We start from the raw sequence: 17,997 nt of genomic DNA, 5'->3' as shown, positions 1-17,997 counted from the left end.
TAGAAATTAATCGAAATCCTTCCTTACCATGGTAGGACACGATTTAAGAAGAGTTAAGCGGAAGATCCTTCTCTAATGAAAAACATCTTTAAAAGGAGTCTGTTGCATTGGATTATCATACTAAGCCTTTCAATTCTATCTAGTTAGCCTCCTTGCCTGATATAGTTAGGAAAAACTATAACATAAAATAATGTTAATATAAAATGAAATCCCTTATAACTACAATAAATTCATCTAAATGTTCAAAAAACTTTCACAAATTTTATTAAAATAACATTCTATAGAAACTAAAGGATCATACTAACAAGGGTTAATCCTTTATTTGGCTACTACTATGTAGGATTCTATAAAAAACATCCATTTCAAAATTATTATATGATTTATAGTTTTTTATATGTTAATGCAACCATATATACCTTCATAATCATTCACGGCAATCTAAAAGTCTTTTATGCTGCGCGTATGGTAAACTCCAGTTCTAAACATCCACCCTTATATAGTATTCTTATCAATCGGTTTACTTTCGAAGTTTTTTTTAAAATAAAGGATTTACATGTGTTTCCACCGAATTAAACAATAATATACCTGAAGTCAATGTATATATTTTAGATAAGCGAGGTTGAAGATGGAGACTAACGAAAAAGAATTACTTCTTAAGCAAATAAATGATTTAACCGAAAGAGTCAGGGAGTTGGAAGCTAAGGACCGTAAAGTTTCAGTCCCGATGATTGCTTCCATCATACCCGATACCTTACTTGTTCCTTTAACTTTTGATGTTTCAGTAGCCTACTTTGATCAGGTTATTCAAATCATATTAAATTATGTAAATAACTCAGAAATCGATTCCATCGTACTGGATTTTTCCGGTTTTGTACTAAAAGATTGTGATAATTTAGAACTGATGGGTGAGAATATAGGAAACTTAATATCCTCCCTAAAAGTGATGGGAATACAAGTCCTCGTTGTAGGCTTATCACCAGAATTCGTAAAAGACTTAGTCTCTTCCCAATTACCTTTTACTAATTCACTACATACATTCTCAACCTTTAAAACAGCACTGGAATGTTTAATGAAAGAAAAGGGTCTTATTATGGTAAAGGAATCACTGAAATAGATTGAGATTTCAGTGATAAGGAATTTAAAATCCTATAACATTTTCCTTAATAAACCATATTTATTAATTTAGAATATTAATTGGTTAATAAAGTTGACCTTTTGTAATAAAATTATTATAATTATAAAGTATCTTACATAAGTCCCAGTAGCTCAGCAGGATAGAGCAACAGTTTCCTAAACTGTAGGTCGGAGGTTCGAATCCTCTCTGGGACGTTTCCTGTTTCTTAAAGAATTCAAATAATCACATCAAACCCTTGATATATCAACGTTTATAAGGATTAGCGTAAACTGTAGTTTCCTAAAGAAATCTATAGTTTACGCTTTTATTTTGCATTTATTTTGCACGTTCCCCTACACTTCAAAAGATTTCTACTCTTCTCTTTTTCCAACTCTTAATGAATATTTTTAATCGGCTGAAATACAATTTTGAAATCGTATATTTAGAATCCTTCTTGAAGAAATTCTGCAAATAGGACAGGATTGCATTTATTTTTCCGTTATTTAATTTAGCAGAACATAAATTTACTTATTTGAATACAATGATGCATGACTAAAACCACAATAAGTTGGTGATTTAAATAGAAAACAAAACACAGATAATAACAGGTGCAATGTGGGTAGGCGCGTTTGGCAGAATTGTAACTGCTATTGGGAATACACCACCTATATCACTCGATAATAAGGCCTCATCTGATATCAATTTAATTGGTTACAATCTTCAGCTTGCAGCTACGGCAGTCCTGGTTGACACTGAGAGCGACCTGACACTAAATAAAGTTGGTAATATAATTCAGGCGGGCGGCTTGTCTGCGGAAGTGGCCGGTTATATCCTTCCGTTTAGTGATTCAAATGCACAACAAACCCTATTCAATATAGGAAATGAAGGACAAGCATTAGGCACCGACTTGTCTTTCATATACGCTTTAGAAAGAAGCACTACTCTGGTTAATCGATATAATGCATTCGGAGCTTTATTGCAAACCATTGGGATTAATATGTTGGTAATAGCGGGATATTTACCATCAAACAGTCTAAATAGGCAGCAATTCAATTCAATAGGTAGCTGGATACAAGCCATTGGTGCGATCATCCAAGCAATTGCTCAAACAATGAGTAATACGAGTCAGTCTAAATATCAGTACATTAATTAGTTAAAAGCTAACTACTGATAAAAATTTCATTTTTCATCAATAGGGTTATCCCAAAAATGTCATGCCACTGATTTATTGGGAGCCTTTTTTGTGTAAACTATTCAAACTACATAAGTACCCTAACAGCAAAAATGTCCTTTTCTGTTGTCATAGTGGCAAACCAGATTTCTATAATTACTTACATGGAACTTCTTTAATTTTTGGGCATATATTGTTTTAACTTACATTATCGATTAAGGGGGAAACGATTTGGCAAACTCAATAAAACACTATGGGCATGCTCTTCAATTAGCAGGCGGTAACTTAGTCTATATATCAAATAAAATCTATCCAAGGTTTGCTGATAATGGTTTAATTGAAAATCCAAAACAGTACTATATGGATTTAAAAAATGCAGTGAATGTTGCACAGACTAGCGTTCTTTGTTTAGAAAATACAATTCCTCCCTCCTTTTTAAACATTGAACACAGGCAATTAGTATCTTCCTTCCAAGGGATTCTTAATTGCCTAAACAACGTGTTTAATCCTAAAAGTATGGATCAATTCTTTGAAATAAATGAAATAGAACTAGAGAATGATTTTTCATCTTTAAAAAGAATTCAAGAGGATTTAAATCAAACTACATTAAAAGTAATGGAGAAAATCAGGCTACAATCGAGTAGGTGATTATAGTTGATTAAAAAGGACTCGGAAAATCAATTTATCGAATCTTTACCTGTTGAGTTTGGAGATAAAGTTGATTTATTTGGCCAGATGATTGTCACAATAGGGAATCTTCTTACAGTCCTCGGCATCAGCTTTGAAGCAAGCGAAGTAGAGGAAATTGAAGAAGAAGAGCAATTAGAAAATACAGCTGGTATTTCTCATAATAATGACCAGGTCAACGAATCCAACTTAGGATTTATCCTTGCATTAATCGGAGCTAGTACTATAACAATTGGTGATTTAGTATCCATAGGCGGAACCTATCTAGATATAAAACAATCTGAATTAAATGAGAAGAATGAGCAAGATTACAGAGAAGAACACACCAAACAGTTAAAAAATATTGAGAACCAGATCACCTTATTGCAAAATGATGTCAATGCTTTATTTTCGTTGTTTAATTCATTAAAAAATGAAGTTAGTCATATACAAAATTTTTTGTACACTAGATATAATTGAATCTATTTTCAAATGTTTTTACCTCACGATTTCAAATTAATTATGGGAATATATATCCTCACCAGCAAATCTTTACGAGTAGGAATAGCTATATACTCAACTTTATAATTTCAATTAGTACCATACAATAAGCTTCACATAAATGATTACTCACTCACCATTGCGAGATTGGAAGTTCCAGAAAATGAAGTCAGGGCTGAAAAATCAGCTCTTTTTCGTGTTCTTTTAAAGAGTTTAATTGAATAATCTAATCCTACGAGTTTTAATATGACAATAATACCCAACTTATCCTGTTGAATTTGATCTTAAATGGTGATTACTTCACAAGATATTCAATATACTGAACATAAATTAATAAGATGTGAGTCTAATTTGAATAAAATATCTTTAATCGATAGTAAGTCTGTATGAATTTGATCTTTAGTATCCTAAAAATAGCTCATTAATAAAAACGTCCTCAGAAATACCGAGGACGCTCCTGCTCTTTATGCATATACTGACTCTTGTTTCGTAAAAAAAATATAAAAAGTATAATTGGCAAAGCGATTAAGGATCTTCCAGATGTATTCATTTGTTAATCTAGTTGCCCGTCTTTAATCACCTTGAATCACCGATTTAATTGCTTTTTCAATTTCAGCATAGCCTGTACATCGACATATATTGGATGAGAGCCACGTTTTAATTTTTTCATCTGAGGGATTTGAATCATTTTCTAACAGAGCTTGACAATTCATAATAAATCCTGGTGTACAATATCCGCACTGAAACGCAAAATGAGTAACAAATGCTTCTTGAATCGGTTTATTTTCAAGTCCTTCTATCGTTGTAATTACTTTCTCCCTTGCCTCAATCGCAAGCATTAAGCATGATTTTATCGGCTTTTTGTCCACCATTACTGTACAAGCACCACAATCTCCATTAAGGCAACCTGGTTTAGCACCGGTTAAGCCAATTTTATGACGCAAGACATTCAATAATAGTTCAGTAGCTTCAATTTCTCTATAGTATATTTGATTATTCACTAATAATTTTATAGGATATTTCTGCTTTTTTGGATTATAGTTCAATCTACTCACCAACGCTAACAATTCAAACTGAATAGATGCCTTTCCTCCATACGCCCCTCCTACCAATGGAGTATGAACAATAACCTTACCGATTTCGACATTAAAGTACTCACTAATTAATCGTTTAATCATGAATGGAGCCTGTGAAGATGAATGAATGATGACTTCTCCTTCTCCATTAATTTCCGCCTGTGAACATCTTGTCTCCATAGCAGCATGGTCGGATGGGTTAAAGGAAAAAATCTGTTTGACACTAACTTCGCTCTCCTTCCAGCCACTATCCTTATTTCCTTTTCGAATTTTTGAGTGATTAGCAATATTTGTGCCTGGTCTAGGCATAACATCCTGGATTTTCTTGTACTCTTCTAATTGTTCATGAAGAATAGGTGCACCCTTTTCAAGGGCTTGTGTTGGAGAATTGACAACCGCTAATGATTTATAAATAATTTTAATCAAATCAGCAGCAGCCTTGGCAATTTTCTGTGTTTCTGCAATAACTAACGCAACCACTTCTCCGTGATAACGAACTTTCTGATAAGCAATGGGATAGCGATCTCTTATTTCTTCACCTGTTAAAGGCAAATTCACACCTGTTACAATGTTATGTACCCCTGGAACGAGCATCGCCTTGCTGGTATCTATGTCTATGATCAATGCATGGGCATAGGGACTAATAAGCTTTTGAACATAGAGGACATTGCCTGTCTCTAAATCTCCTGTGTACAATGCTTTACCTGTAACTTTATTCCAAGCATCTTTGCGCATAACACTTTGACCAATGATATCCATATAAAACTCCTTTATCAATAAAATTCGTCTAGATTTATTGATTAAAAACTTTAGAGTAATTAGCTACCCACCTGTTTCAACAGAGTAAAAAACAGCAAGTAAAGAGGCATATGTGATGAATCCAATTTAATTACATTCAAATATATGCATAAAATACAAAAACAACCACTCCATATAGAAAGTGGCTGTTTCCGTTTTTCAATTTTAAAAATCGTTAGTTTGAGTAACTACCTATACCATATATGAAAAAAGGCCAATCCATTCAAGAATTGGCCCCATTTTGTTATAGCTTTATTCTTTTCTCATTAACTCAAGACCTATGTAAAAAATTTATGCTTCGTAGTTTTGAATATCCCCTCTTTAACTGATACTCAAGATCAAAGCCAAATAGCTCGAAAGGACAAAAAGGATACTGAGCAAAAATGTGATTATTGATGAAGCTTTTTTAGAAAACGCATAAAATAGTAAGGCTAAAAATAGGCAAGCAATCGTTATAAGTAAAATACTGATTGAATTTACACTCAACTGAACATCCATACCCGAATAATAGTGACCTTGATAAAAGAGTTCAAATAGAAAAGATAGTCCTTCCTGTTCTAATGTACCTGCACTCGGAGGTGATTGCTGGCTCATTGTAGCAGTTGCTGAAAAAATAAGAAGCGCTACTAAACTTTCAGCTTTCACCCATGGAACAGGGTTAAAGGTTTGGTCCTCCCTTAACCTCCGTCGAATGAGTATGCCATTAACAATAGCGTAGGCAAGCAGCGCCATAATAAGAATATGTTTGATTAATAAAAATTGTCCATAATCAACCATCCAAGAATCTGGATATTGCGATAGATCTAACACAAAAGTCATAAGGACTATTCCAGAAGCAGCTGTCACTAGGACGCAGCTAATTGCGATTGGGGTAAACCATCGCAAAAACGGCAGCCAATTCTCTTGATTTCTTGAGAACCAGCTAATAACAAACAGAATACCAACCCAGACCGTCACAGCAGTAACATGGACAAAATGAGTTAAAAAACCGATTATCTGATCCGATGAACTTGCATGACTGGACCACGCAAGGCCCACAATTAAAAGAATGGTTAAAAGACATCCAATCCAAGGGTATTTAGAATCTTCTCTTTTGTGAAAATTAGCAATAAAAAGGAGTAAGATTAATATCACAATCGATGTAAAAATCCATGCCTTGCCAATTTCGAACGTTACTAATACAGTTTGTATTCCACCCTGCCATCCTATTCTTTGCTGTAAGTTCAAGATTAGGATGAGTACGGGTGTAAAAGAAAATAACCCAACACCAACGGCAGCTAAAATCATATATTTCTTTCCTACAGATATGCTAGGCCGATGATGGTTTGGAACAATGGATAGAATAAAACTGCCCATTAATATAGAAAGACAAAGATACAGGGCAATTTCACTAAAGATTACAGAGAACATTTTTTAATTTTTTCTCCTTAATGCAATAAAGGTGATTATAATTGCGACTATTAAAACACCGATAATGATAGGAACAAAATTGGATGATTTATCCTGTTCTGCTTGATTATTAGCAACATCATTCTCTGCACCTGTTTCTTTTTCATTCGTATCCTGTTCACTTAAGCCATCTTGATTTGCTTCATGATCTTCAACACTTTTACTCACTTGTTCTTCCTCATTGTTGTTAGCTAGTGGAGATTCAGTCTCAGTCATTTTCACCTCGAATGAAAACTCCCCTTCCATTTGATGGCCATCTGCACTAATAATATTCCAATTAACAACATAAATTCCATTTATCAAACTACCAGGAATTTTCCCTGTAAGTTCAGTGTCCTTAATGGTAATATCATCAACTGAAACAGCTTGTTTCTTGGAATCCAAGAGTTTAAAAGTACTCCCTTGTTCAATTTTACCACTAAATATTAATGTTATTTCACGTAACTCTTCTGATATAACTTCTCCGTCACTAGGTGTAGACCTCTCTAAATGAGAATGCGCAAAAGCATCAGGTACAAAAGATACCAGTAACAGTACCGTGACTAGTATAATTTTCTTCAAAACATTTCCCCCTGTTCTTAATTATTGGAAACAAATTCTAATTATTGATAAACTATCCAGTATCCTGAATAATAAGATAATAGTAGCCAGACTTATTTGAAATTATGGATTAAATAATCTAAGTAACCCCTCACTATAATATAGGAAATACAGGAAACAGAGAAGTCATTTACCTTTATTTAGAATTCACACATGAGCAAGGAGATTATAAATGATGAAATATATTTGCCCCGTATGCGGTCATAAAGGGCTTGATGAGCCCGCTTATTATGATTCTAAACAGTTAGAGGTGGGTTCTTATGAAATATGTTCCTGCTGCCGATTCGAATATGGTGTGGATGATGATGTCGAATTGGAAAGCGGAGAGTATTTACCCGTAAGAGATGTACACAAAATCTATCGTTCAGTGTGGCTGAATTTAGACGCACCTGTCGCCTCACCTGATTACCAAGAGAACGAGAAAGTGAAGCCAGAACATTTAGAGAGGCAATTAAAGAATATAGGTATAAACATATTTGGAAGACCGATATATGAAGGAGAAAGTTAAACAGATTGATTTTTCTTAAACTAAAAAAACAGGAACAATGTTCCTGTTTTTAATTCCAAGCAGCTATCAATCCATGTAGCGATATTCTCTCAAACTATTTAATATTGAAATTTCCTGAATTATTTTCTCTCCAATATTGGTTTCTCTAACCTTTTTCCGTTTTAATTCTTTATCTACCAATCTTTTTATTGATAAAACATCTGTCCCGTTCAGTAAGACATCTTCTTTTGAATTAAAGTGCTTATGGGCAACCAGCTGCATACCGTAGGAATTGTATAGTAATGTATATCCTGCTATACCTGTTGTTGATTGGTATGCTTTGGAGAAACCTCCATCAATTACGATCATTTTTCCATTTGCCTTAACTGGATTTTCTCCCTCTATTTCTTTAACTGGTGTATGGCCATTTATGATATGTCCCGTGTCAGGATCCAAATCAAAATCAGCTAGGATTTTGCGGCAAATTTCTTCATTCTCCCGTAAATGATAGTATGGATTCTTTCTTTCTTTATGTGTTGACTTGTCCTTAATAAAGTACCTCTCAAAAGTTGTCATTTCTCTTTTTCCAAAGAGTGACGAATATTCTCCCGTCCATAAATACCAGACCATATCCGTCGCAAGATCATCCGTCTCTTCTGGATGCGCAAAAGAATAACGTAAATATTGCTCAAAAACATCAAGTAATTCACGACCTGAATAGGTGTTATTATCGACGGTCATCTTCTCCATATTTCCTTCTTCATCTAAAGGAATACACCCATGTATTAATAGGTTTCCGTTATATTTTAAATAAAGGCTTCCTTTCTTCATAAGGAAATTCATATGTCTGGCGAGCTTTTCTGAATTCTGGACTGAAAATAACAACTTTTCCATAACCTGCTGTTCTTCCTCTAATAATTGTTCAGGCTGCTCGGGATTAACCGTGGCAAAGCAAGTGTTTTCAAGAGGGTAAGTCTCATCATAAATCGTTATTTCATTTTTATCATAATCAATTTTCTCTAATAAAAGCCTATCGGACATATTAAAGCACGGACGTCTTTTTATTATTGGCATTTCGAGCTTGAATTGAATCATCGCAATGGCTTGATGAATTTTTGTTATTTGTAATTTTTCATGACTAGATAGTTTATTATCTGAATGTACCTTTGGTCTGAAAGCCGGATTGTCATCATAGTATTTCTCAGCCAGAGTTAACAAGGGCCTCAAATTGATTCCATACACGTCTTCAATAATATCGAGATTGTCATACCTTGCACAAATACGAATAATATTAGCAAGACAAACCAATGAACCAGAATAAGCACCTAGCCAAAGTACATCGTGGTTCCCCCACTGAATATCAACCGAATGATAATTGATTAGAGTTTCCATGATTTTATCAGGTTCAGGTCCACGGTCATATATATCACCAACAACATGAAGATGATCGACAACCAATCTCTGAGTTGTATAGGCAAGACCGGTTATGAGTTTATCAGCTTGGCCTAAGGAGATGATTTGCTCAACAATTTCATTGTAATATTTTTCCTTATTCGCTTGATTCGTTTTGTACAACAACTCTTCGATAATAAATTCAAACTGCCTAGGCAATGCTTTTCTTAATTTGGAACGTGTATATTTGGATGAAGCATGAGAAATAAGCCTCATCATCCGCTCAATAATAACGATATACCATTGATTCAATTCTTCTTTATTATCAAATTGATTTTTAATTAACTTTAATTTCTCTTCAGGATAATAAACTAATGTCGCAAATTCATTAATTTCTTTTTCTAATAAAACATCTTGAAACAAGTCTTTGATTTTTTGTTTTACATTCCCGGAACCGTTTCTCAGCACATGTTGAAAAGCTTGATACTCCCCATGTAAATCACTGACAAAATGTTCTGTCCCCTTCGGAAGATTAAGGATGGCCTCCAAATTAATTATTTCTGTTACTACTTTTTCTTCACAATCATATTTTTGGACAAGTAAGTCTAAGTATTTTGTATTCAAATATATGTATCCCCTTTCGATATTTCTATCAATCTAATCGATTGGATCTAATTAAAAAGGCAAACCATCAAAATGTAATGAGAACTCAATATAAATTCTCTAAATATGTGAATCGAGTGTCTTATTTACATTATATTTTAAACCAAATAGCTAGACTATAGATAGATTAAATTTAATGGATATTTTCCCTCACTAATTGCTTTTTATATTCTTTTGGTGTTAAACCATATTTCTTTTTAAAAATCAGATAAAAATAACTGATATTATCATATCCAACCTGCTCAACTATTGAGGTAATCGGCATTTCAGTAATTTCTAATAATTCTTTAGCCTTCGTAAGCCTCTTCTCCTGTAAAAGTTCTTTAAAGGTATGGCTCGTCACCTTTTTAATTGTTTTACTTAACCCATAGTATGACTGGTTCAACAGATCAGCGAGTTCATATAATGAAGCCTCTTTAAAATTAGCTTCAATATACTTAAGTGATTCAACAATCAAATAATGCTGTATGGATGCTTCTTCTCTTCGTTCTACCTTATCTGAATTCTTAATTAACTCTATTAAAAATAAACCCATATAAAGCTTAATTTCAGACTCAGAAAAAGTAGTGGGATACATAATTTCATGTATCATTTTTTCTACTAAATCCTGAATCGATTTTGATTTTGCTACTCTAAAATAAAGAAACTGTCCATATTGGGTATTATTAAATAAACTGTTAATTAGAAAATCGCTGACTATATTCTCTGAACTTAAAAAGGAAAAAATAAACTCAAAAAATTCTGGACGAATAATGAAGTTGATGACAATATCTTCCTTGCCGCACGCTTTGATTTCATGATCAATATGCTGATTTAATAAAAGAAGCTCACCTTTTCTTAAGGTGATTGGTCTTCCGCCAACAACCTGTTCTAACTCTCCACTAAAGACATAGTTAACTTCAATATAATCGTGTTTATGTAAGGGGAAATCAATAAATCTAGTATGCTTACGAATCGCAATCATTTTACCTTTACTTAAGAATTTTTCACTTTCAATAATAAAATTCGCCTTACTTGTATATAGTTCTTTACTTACTTTAGTTCGATGTTCAAGAATGGTTTTCTCTTCTTCGGTTATTTGCAAGAGCTCATTTAAAATATACTGAGACATCGATTTCACCTATATCCTGAGTTTTTATAGTTTAATATATCATATATCAAATTATAAAAAAGGCATGTTCTTTAATATGAACACACCCAGAATTTTAATTATAATAATTCTTCAAACATCGCTATTACTTCTTCTTTTGTAGGTTGGAACGGGTTTCCTGGTGCACACGCATCCGCCAAGGAGTTAACAGCCAGTTTTTCCAAATTCACTTTCTGTATACCTAACTCAGCCAATTTACCAGGGATTCCCACATCGTTTGATAAACCTTTAATCGCCTTGATCACTTCTTCGGCACACTGTTCATCTGATTTATCATTTACTTCTAATCCAATAGCCTTTGCAATGGCCCGAAACTTTCTTGGGTCCCGTTTTGCATTTTCTCTTTCCACAATAGGCAGAAGCATTGCATTGCATACACCATGAGGTAAATCATATACTCCACCCAACTGGTGAGCCATAGCATGAACAAAACCAAGACCCGCATTATTAAAAGAAATTCCTGCCAAGAACATCACATACGTCATTTGTTCACGTGCTTCAATATCATGACCGTTTTTAACAGCACGCGGAAGATAATTAAAAATAATCTCAACAGCAGAAAGAGCAGTAGCATCGGTTATTGCATAGGCACCAGGTGTAACAATTGCTTCAATCGCATGTGTTAATGCGTCCATACCTGTTGCCGCTGTTAACGCAGATGGTTTATTTATCATCAATTCCGGGTCATTTACAGATATAGTTACCAAGCTATTTTTATCAACCATAACCATTTTTACTTCTCGTTCCTTATCTGTAATAACATAATTGATGGTGAATTCACTGGATGTACCTGCAGTTGTGTTAACCGCAATAATTGGAATTGATTTATTTTTAGTTTTTCCTACACCCTCGTAATCACGTAGATCTCCCCCATTTGTAACATACAGACCTATCGCTTTAGCTGCATCCTGCGGGGAGCCACCACCAACTGAAACAAGGACATCACATTCATTGGATTTAAATACATTAACACCAGCATAAACGTTTTCGATGGTTGGATTCGGCTTTACATCGTCGTACACAATATAATCTAGGTTTATAGACTCTAACTCAGCAAGAACTTTTCCAGCAATACCTGTTTGATGTAAGAGCTTATCGGTTACTACCAAGGCCTTTCTAAATCTTAACTCCTTAACTAATGGTGCTAACTCCTTTAAACAGCCTTTACCAAATAAATTTGTACTTGGTACATAATAAACACTCACATTACTTCCTCCTTTAATTTGCTCAAATATTTACAATCTAATAATTAAATAAAGGGACTTTTAACGTCCCAAATTTAATCAATAATTTTTATTACAGATTTAAGATCCCTTGACGAGGAACTACACCAAAAGCATTTGCTAGTTCTAGCAATTGAGCATCAGTAATCGTTTGCTTCTTGCCTCCTTGGGCACATACGATTGTATAAACTTCAGCTGCTTTTTCAGCGGTTTCAATCAAACCAAAGGTTTCATCTAATGTAGCACCGGCACCGAATATACCATGGTGCGGCCAAAGCACAAGACGGCAATCCTTCATTTTTTCGGCAGTGGCTTCACCAATGGCATTTGTTCCTGGAACAATCCAAGGAATAATACCAACACCTTCTGGGAAAACGACTATACATTCTGTACACATTTCCCATAAAGTTTTTGTAAACTCTTCTTCTTTTAAAGAATGAGTGAATGTCATCGCAATGAGGTTAGTTGCGTGACAGTGCATAATGACACGATGATTCTTATCAACTGCCAAACGTTTCATATGATTCATTAAATGTGTTGGTAGCTCACTGGTTGCAACCCCTCCATCTTTAAAACCCCATAAGATATCATAATTGTTACCATCTTCCGAAATTCGAATAAGACCTAAGTTATTCCCCGGATTCTCTTTTACATTTTTAAAATACTTTCCGGAACCTGTGACAAGGATGTATTTTCCTGCAAGCGGAGTAGCATCAAATTTCATTGCTACTGTTCTTTTTACTTCATTAATATTTAAATAAGGCATAACCTCACTATCATTTAATAAATAGCTGATATTGCCGCCATTACGTTCATCCCATCCCAACCGATATAAATTAGAGGTTGTTTCAACCATTTCTTGAAGAAAAGGTGCTGAATATATCGCATCTTTGTTTATCGTTTTATCCAAGGTAAATCTCTCCTTACATATAATGACTTCTATTTGGAATAATTTATCTCTTTCACATCTTTATTTTAGCCTGTTTTTCAAGATAACTCAACGTAAACAAACATATTATTTTTTATTTATGTTTGTTTATTAACATTTACGTCATAATTTATATTTGTTTTCTTTTACTTTATAAAGAAAACAGACCAATCTGGTCTGTTTGTTTATTTCGATATTTTCACTTTTATATGTTTTTCTTCCATTTGAATTCTTGTTTTTTCATCTATATTTGAATCCGTAATTATGCGATCGATTTTTGTAATTGGTACAATTTGCGAAAAAGCACGTATTCCGAATTTACTTGAATCAACCATAAGAATATTTTCATCCGCAATTTCCATCATTTGCTTTTTCAACATTGCTTGAGACTCATTATAGTCACTCAATCCTTTTTCAAGGTGTACACCTTTACATGAGATAAAGGCTTTGTTAACATGATACATTCGAAGTGAACGCTCTGCGAGTGGACCAACATAGGACAGTGATTGTGATAATAAAGCACCACCTGTCGAAATCACTTTAATTTGCTCCTTTTTACTTAGCTCAATCGCCACTTTTATAGAATTAGTTAGAACTGTTAAGGACATATCCGTAAGTTCCTTTGCCACATACCATGCGGTTGTACTAGCATCTAACACGATTTGATCGCCTGGTTCGATGAAGCGAACCGCTTCCACTGCAATGGCTCTTTTTTCTGCCGCATTGGTAATTTCTCTTTCTAAATAAGAAACCTCATTTTGGTCTTTTTCGATGCTAATAGCACCACCATGACTGCGCATTAATAATTTTTCTTTTTCCAACTTTTCAAGATCACGACGAATCGTTTCTTCTGTAACCGAAAAAATCTTGCTCAATTCGGTAACACGAATACTCAACCGTTCATTTACAATTTCTACAATTTTTTTATGTCTTTCCGCAACAAGCATTCTTAATCCTCCGTATCTTAAGTCACCTTATTTGCTTTTATGTTGTTTTATGTTTAATTATTTATTATATATAAAATAAATATAACATAATTTTTGAAAAACACTCATATTATCAAAAAAAAGACAGAATATACTTAGTTCTGTCCTTTTAATTTATTCATTTTTATCGCTTTAATAATACTTCTTGTTCGTAAGACTTCACTACCTCTAACCATGATTCTCTCGTAGGAACTCCCATTTTTTCACAATAATAATCCCAAACGGCTCCAAATGGATAAGTTTTAAATTCCTCCATAATGGCTAGTCTTTCTGTAAAATTACCTTCCTCCTGAAGTTTCTTTAAATACTCATTTGGCATTAACATTCCGTATAATAGCGCTTTAATCATGTTCCGCGTACCAATTGTCCAAGCAGCTACCCGGTTAATGCTTGCATCGAAGAAATCAAGTCCTATAATAACTCGCTCTAGTGCATCATTACGAACAATCTCTAATGCGATTTCTTTTAATTCATCGTCAAATATTACAACATGGTCACTATCCCAGCGAACTGGTCTGGAAACGTGTAAGGCAAGTTTTTCGTTAAATAAAAGCATCGAAGAGATTTTGTTTGATACTGTTTCTGTTGGATGATAATGACCAGTATCGAGTAAACACAATTTATTATTTTTCATAGCATAGTTCAGGTAAAATTCATGAGAACCTACTACATAGGATTCAGATCCAATTCCAAATACTTTACTTTCTACCGCATCAAGATTATATCTTTCATCAATTTCAACGGCAAATATCTTATCTAATGACTCTTTCAATCTCCTTCTTGGAGTTAAACGGTCACTTGGGATATCCTTGTAGCCATCTGGAATCCAAATATTTGTTAATGCAGGTGTGCCAAGCTCTTTTCCAAAATACTCCCCAATTTTACGGCTGCCTATACAGTGATTGATCCAGAATTCACGAATCTCTACGTTTGGATGGGAAAGCGTTAGACCATCAGCTGCTTTGGGATGCGAGAATAATGTAGGATTATAATCCAGTCCCAGTCCTTTTTCCTTTGCCCATTTCACCCAATTTTCAAAGTGTTTGGGTTCAAGCTCGTCTCGTTCAACCACTTCACCATTTGTATCCGCATAAATTGCATGAAGATTTACCCGATGTATACCAGGAATTAAGGATAATGCCTTTTCTAAATCACTTCTTAATTCTTCAGCTGAAGTCGCTTTACCAGGATAGTTTCCTGTTACATCTATACCACCAGATAACTCACTGGGATTTACTTCGAATCCTCCAATATCATCACCTTGCCAGCAATGAATCGATATTGGTACATTCTTTAACCTTTCTACTACATGGTCTACGTCTACTCCCCATTTAGCATATGCTTGTTTAGCAAGTACATAGTTTTCTTTAATTGTCATTTTTCTTACCCCCTTTATTTATTAGCCAACAACTCGCTGAGCAGGTAAATATTGTTTCACTTCAAAAGAGTTTTTAATGATTGAACGAGCTTGTTTAATATCATAGATTTCTCCAAGTGCTATTAATTGAGAAGCAATATTACCTATGGCAGTAGCTTCAACTGGTCCTGCATAAACTACTTTATTTGTCGTATCCGCTATCAGTTGGTTCAGCATCTCATTTTGACAGCCACCGCCAATGACGTTGATTTTATCGAAGTTCTTTTCAAAAATTTCTTCAATTTCATTTACTGTTTCCCGGTAGCTTACAACTAAACTTTCATACACACATTTTGCCACTTCACCAGGTGTGCCAGGGACTAGTTGACCTGTTTCAATACAATAATTCATAATTTCGTGAACCATGTTTTCAGGTTTCAAGAAACGGTCATCATTAACATTTACAATCGCTTTGAAGTCTTTCACTTCTCTTGCTAAATCTACTAATCTAGCAAATGAATATTCATCATTATAATTACGTTTTACTTCCTGAATCATCCATAGTCCCATAATATTTTTCAGGAAACGGTATTGATAATCGATTCCACCTTCATTTGTGAAATTGTAATCTAATGCTTTCGTTATACAGATAGGAAAAAAATTCTCAGTTCCCATTAATGACCATGTACCTGAACTTATATAAATTGTTTCGTTCTCCTCCGGGACGGAAATAACAGCTGAACCTGTATCATGTGTTGCCGGAAGTATTACCTGTACATCAAAACCAAGTTCAGTAACTAGTTCGTCTTTTAACGTTCCAAGAAATGTTTTTGGTGTTTTAATCTCTTGGAACATCTCTTTATTTATCCCTAGTAGATCTAATAACTGCTGATCCCATTTTCTCGTAAATGCATTCACCAATTGTGTAGAAGTTGCATTGGTGTACTCATTTGCTTTTTTACCAGTCAGTAAATAATTGAAATAATCTGGAATCATTAAAAATGTTCTTGCTTTTTTTAGAATTTCCGGATGATTTTTCTTGATGGAATATAATTGATAGATTGTATTAAATTTTTGAAATTGAATACCTGTCTCCAGATAAAGTCTTTCCTTCGAAAACAGCTCAAAAACTTCCTCCATCATTCCATCTGTGCGAGGATCACGATAGGAAACAGCTTCGGTTAACGGTTGATCATTTTCATCTAATAACAAAAAGTCAACGGCCCATGTATCAATTCCAATGCTGTTAGGCTTAATACCTTGCTCCTTACATTTCTTTAATCCATTTATTATTTCTTGAAAAAGGTTTTCGGAATCCCAGCAAAAGGAGCCCCCTTTTTTAACGATTTTGTTTTCAAAGCGGTGGATCTCATCAAGTTTTAATGACCCATTTTCTAAATATCCTAAAATGAGTCTTCCACTTGACGCACCAATATCTACAGCTATACTATATTTCGGCATAAACATCACCACTCCTTTGGAAACGCTTACTAATATCATAATCATACTAAATAATCACGATATTCCTATAACGTAATTCGGCTATTTTATTGTCCTTAGTTGCATACATCACAATCAAATGCTCCACAGAAATACTGCTGCATTCCAACCTTTATCAGGATGAACTACTCCGCTGACTAAAACTTTCATCCTTTTTTTCAGCTGTTTAATAATATACTATGTTTCTATTGATGTAGTGAATTTCCCATGCCAGATATTTGCACATATTGGACCATGTTTATACTCTCGCCATGCAATTATTGCTATTGAGCCCTGAATGTTTTTCCCTTCTTAATTCAATGCGATCATATTCCGGTACAGAAATTGTAAAATAATAATATCCATCTGACTATATACCCATGGATCTGCACATTGTTCGATTATTAGATTTTTAAAGGGGACTCGCTTTTTGCATGATCTGAATCCTTCCTTTCCCTGGATGACCTTTTCCCACCGGTTTTTTTCTTTGTTTGGACAGCTTTATTTTAAAATTTTTCCCGGTAGTGAACAATACTTCCGCAATAAGCAAGGTTCCATATGAAGGAGCACCTGTACCTTTATAGATAATAATTGCTGGTACGAACGTCCTTAATACAGCAATAGTTTTGTAAATCCTTAGCAGAGTACAAAGCCGGCGGTGAGTTGATTATAATGTTAGTTTTCAAATTAGAGATCTCACTAAAACTAGCAAAGAATCATCGAAACAAAGGTTCTGAATATCGAGCATTAAAGTGTATGTTGAGAAGTTTGTAACAGAAACAAATTCTACTCGTGCGAAACTGAACCTGACACATACAGCCCAATTATTAATTGATTCAATTGAAAAATAATTTACAAAACAAACAACCACCCTCATATGCGAAGGGTGGTTGTTTGTTCGCTATCATTATACTTAATGATGATAAAAAACCCGCTGCTAGAGACGTCAATCCCATT

At 34.2% G+C, this 17,997-nt stretch carries 15 protein-coding genes, 1 tRNA gene and 1 pseudogene; 6 read left to right on the top strand and 11 right to left on the bottom strand.

From position 1 onward, the window contains the following. Nucleotides 1-625: 625 nt before the first annotated feature. The 5 genes from AC4D4A_RS02035 (at nucleotide 626) to AC4D4A_RS02015 (ending at nucleotide 3,431) form a co-directional block, all read left to right on the top strand. Nucleotides 626-1,114, top strand: coding sequence for an STAS domain-containing protein (locus tag AC4D4A_RS02035; RefSeq protein ID WP_490994353.1), 489 nt, complete (start codon nucleotides 626-628; stop codon nucleotides 1,112-1,114). A 141-nt stretch (nucleotides 1,115-1,255) separates the two neighbouring features. Next, nucleotides 1,256-1,329, top strand: a tRNA-Arg gene (locus AC4D4A_RS02030). 365 nt (nucleotides 1,330-1,694) lie between these two features. After that, complete coding sequence (locus tag AC4D4A_RS02025) at nucleotides 1,695-2,267, top strand: DUF6944 family repetitive protein (protein WP_490994751.1); 573 nt, start codon at nucleotides 1,695-1,697, stop codon at nucleotides 2,265-2,267. A gap of 249 nt (nucleotides 2,268-2,516) precedes the next feature. Beyond that, on the top strand, nucleotides 2,517-2,933 hold the full coding sequence (locus AC4D4A_RS02020; protein ID WP_490994352.1) for a hypothetical protein: 417 nt from the start codon (nucleotides 2,517-2,519) through the stop codon (nucleotides 2,931-2,933). 6 nt (nucleotides 2,934-2,939) lie between these two features. Beyond that, a complete protein-coding gene (locus AC4D4A_RS02015; RefSeq protein WP_490994351.1) occupies nucleotides 2,940-3,431 on the top strand; it encodes a hypothetical protein in 492 nt (163 codons plus the stop codon). A 593-nt stretch (nucleotides 3,432-4,024) separates the two neighbouring features. Here AC4D4A_RS02015 and AC4D4A_RS02010 read toward each other — a convergent pair. The 4 genes and pseudogenes from AC4D4A_RS02010 to AC4D4A_RS01995 form a co-directional block, all read right to left on the bottom strand. Next, nucleotides 4,025-4,465 carry a (2Fe-2S)-binding protein gene (locus AC4D4A_RS02010; RefSeq protein WP_490994750.1) on the bottom strand — a complete coding sequence of 147 codons (441 nt, stop codon included), beginning with the start codon at nucleotides 4,463-4,465 and terminating at the stop codon, nucleotides 4,025-4,027. Nucleotides 4,466-4,516: 51 nt separating this feature from the next. Beyond that, nucleotides 4,517-5,263, bottom strand: a pseudogene (locus tag AC4D4A_RS02005) (xanthine dehydrogenase family protein molybdopterin-binding subunit); the annotation flags it as partial. Between the two features lie 384 nt (nucleotides 5,264-5,647). Next, nucleotides 5,648-6,736, bottom strand: coding sequence for a copper resistance D family protein (locus AC4D4A_RS02000; protein ID WP_490994350.1), 1,089 nt, complete (start codon nucleotides 6,734-6,736; stop codon nucleotides 5,648-5,650). Between the two features lie 3 nt (nucleotides 6,737-6,739). Then, entirely contained in the window at nucleotides 6,740-7,336 is a 597-nt protein-coding gene (locus AC4D4A_RS01995) for a copper resistance CopC family protein (protein WP_490994349.1), read from the bottom strand. A 211-nt stretch (nucleotides 7,337-7,547) separates the two neighbouring features. Between AC4D4A_RS01995 and AC4D4A_RS01990 the strand changes: the two genes are divergently transcribed. Beyond that, nucleotides 7,548-7,883, top strand: a complete 336-nt coding sequence (locus tag AC4D4A_RS01990; RefSeq protein WP_490994348.1) for a hypothetical protein — start codon at nucleotides 7,548-7,550, stop codon at nucleotides 7,881-7,883. Nucleotides 7,884-7,949: 66 nt separating this feature from the next. Here AC4D4A_RS01990 and fbp read toward each other — a convergent pair whose 3' ends face one another. From fbp to rhaB, 7 genes are all read right to left on the bottom strand, one after another. Further along, entirely contained in the window at nucleotides 7,950-9,878 is a 1,929-nt protein-coding gene (gene fbp / locus AC4D4A_RS01985) for a fructose-1,6-bisphosphatase (RefSeq protein WP_490994347.1), read from the bottom strand. A 172-nt stretch (nucleotides 9,879-10,050) separates the two neighbouring features. Beyond that, entirely contained in the window at nucleotides 10,051-11,028 is a 978-nt protein-coding gene (locus AC4D4A_RS01980; protein WP_490994346.1) for an AraC family transcriptional regulator, read from the bottom strand. A gap of 98 nt (nucleotides 11,029-11,126) precedes the next feature. Next, a complete protein-coding gene (locus tag AC4D4A_RS01975) occupies nucleotides 11,127-12,272 on the bottom strand; it encodes an iron-containing alcohol dehydrogenase (protein ID WP_490994345.1) in 1,146 nt (381 codons plus the stop codon). 91 nt (nucleotides 12,273-12,363) lie between these two features. Next, the gene (rhaD, locus tag AC4D4A_RS01970) at nucleotides 12,364-13,188 is read right to left on the bottom strand and encodes a rhamnulose-1-phosphate aldolase (RefSeq protein ID WP_490994749.1); all 825 of its coding nucleotides are present in this window, start codon (nucleotides 13,186-13,188) and stop codon (nucleotides 12,364-12,366) included. Between the two features lie 215 nt (nucleotides 13,189-13,403). Then, entirely contained in the window at nucleotides 13,404-14,165 is a 762-nt protein-coding gene (locus AC4D4A_RS01965; protein WP_490994344.1) for a DeoR/GlpR family DNA-binding transcription regulator, read from the bottom strand. 163 nt (nucleotides 14,166-14,328) lie between these two features. After that, nucleotides 14,329-15,582, bottom strand: coding sequence for an L-rhamnose isomerase (gene rhaA / locus AC4D4A_RS01960; RefSeq protein WP_490994343.1), 1,254 nt, complete (start codon nucleotides 15,580-15,582; stop codon nucleotides 14,329-14,331). Between the two features lie 21 nt (nucleotides 15,583-15,603). Continuing rightward, entirely contained in the window at nucleotides 15,604-17,022 is a 1,419-nt protein-coding gene (gene rhaB / locus AC4D4A_RS01955) for a rhamnulokinase (RefSeq protein ID WP_490994342.1), read from the bottom strand. Nucleotides 17,023-17,997: the final 975 nt, after the last annotated feature.

It is taken from the genome of Pradoshia sp. Z5_111, from assembly GCF_058267535.1.
The sequence above is the reverse complement of the archived record's forward strand: the minus strand, read 5'-3'. Positions and strand labels throughout refer to the sequence as shown.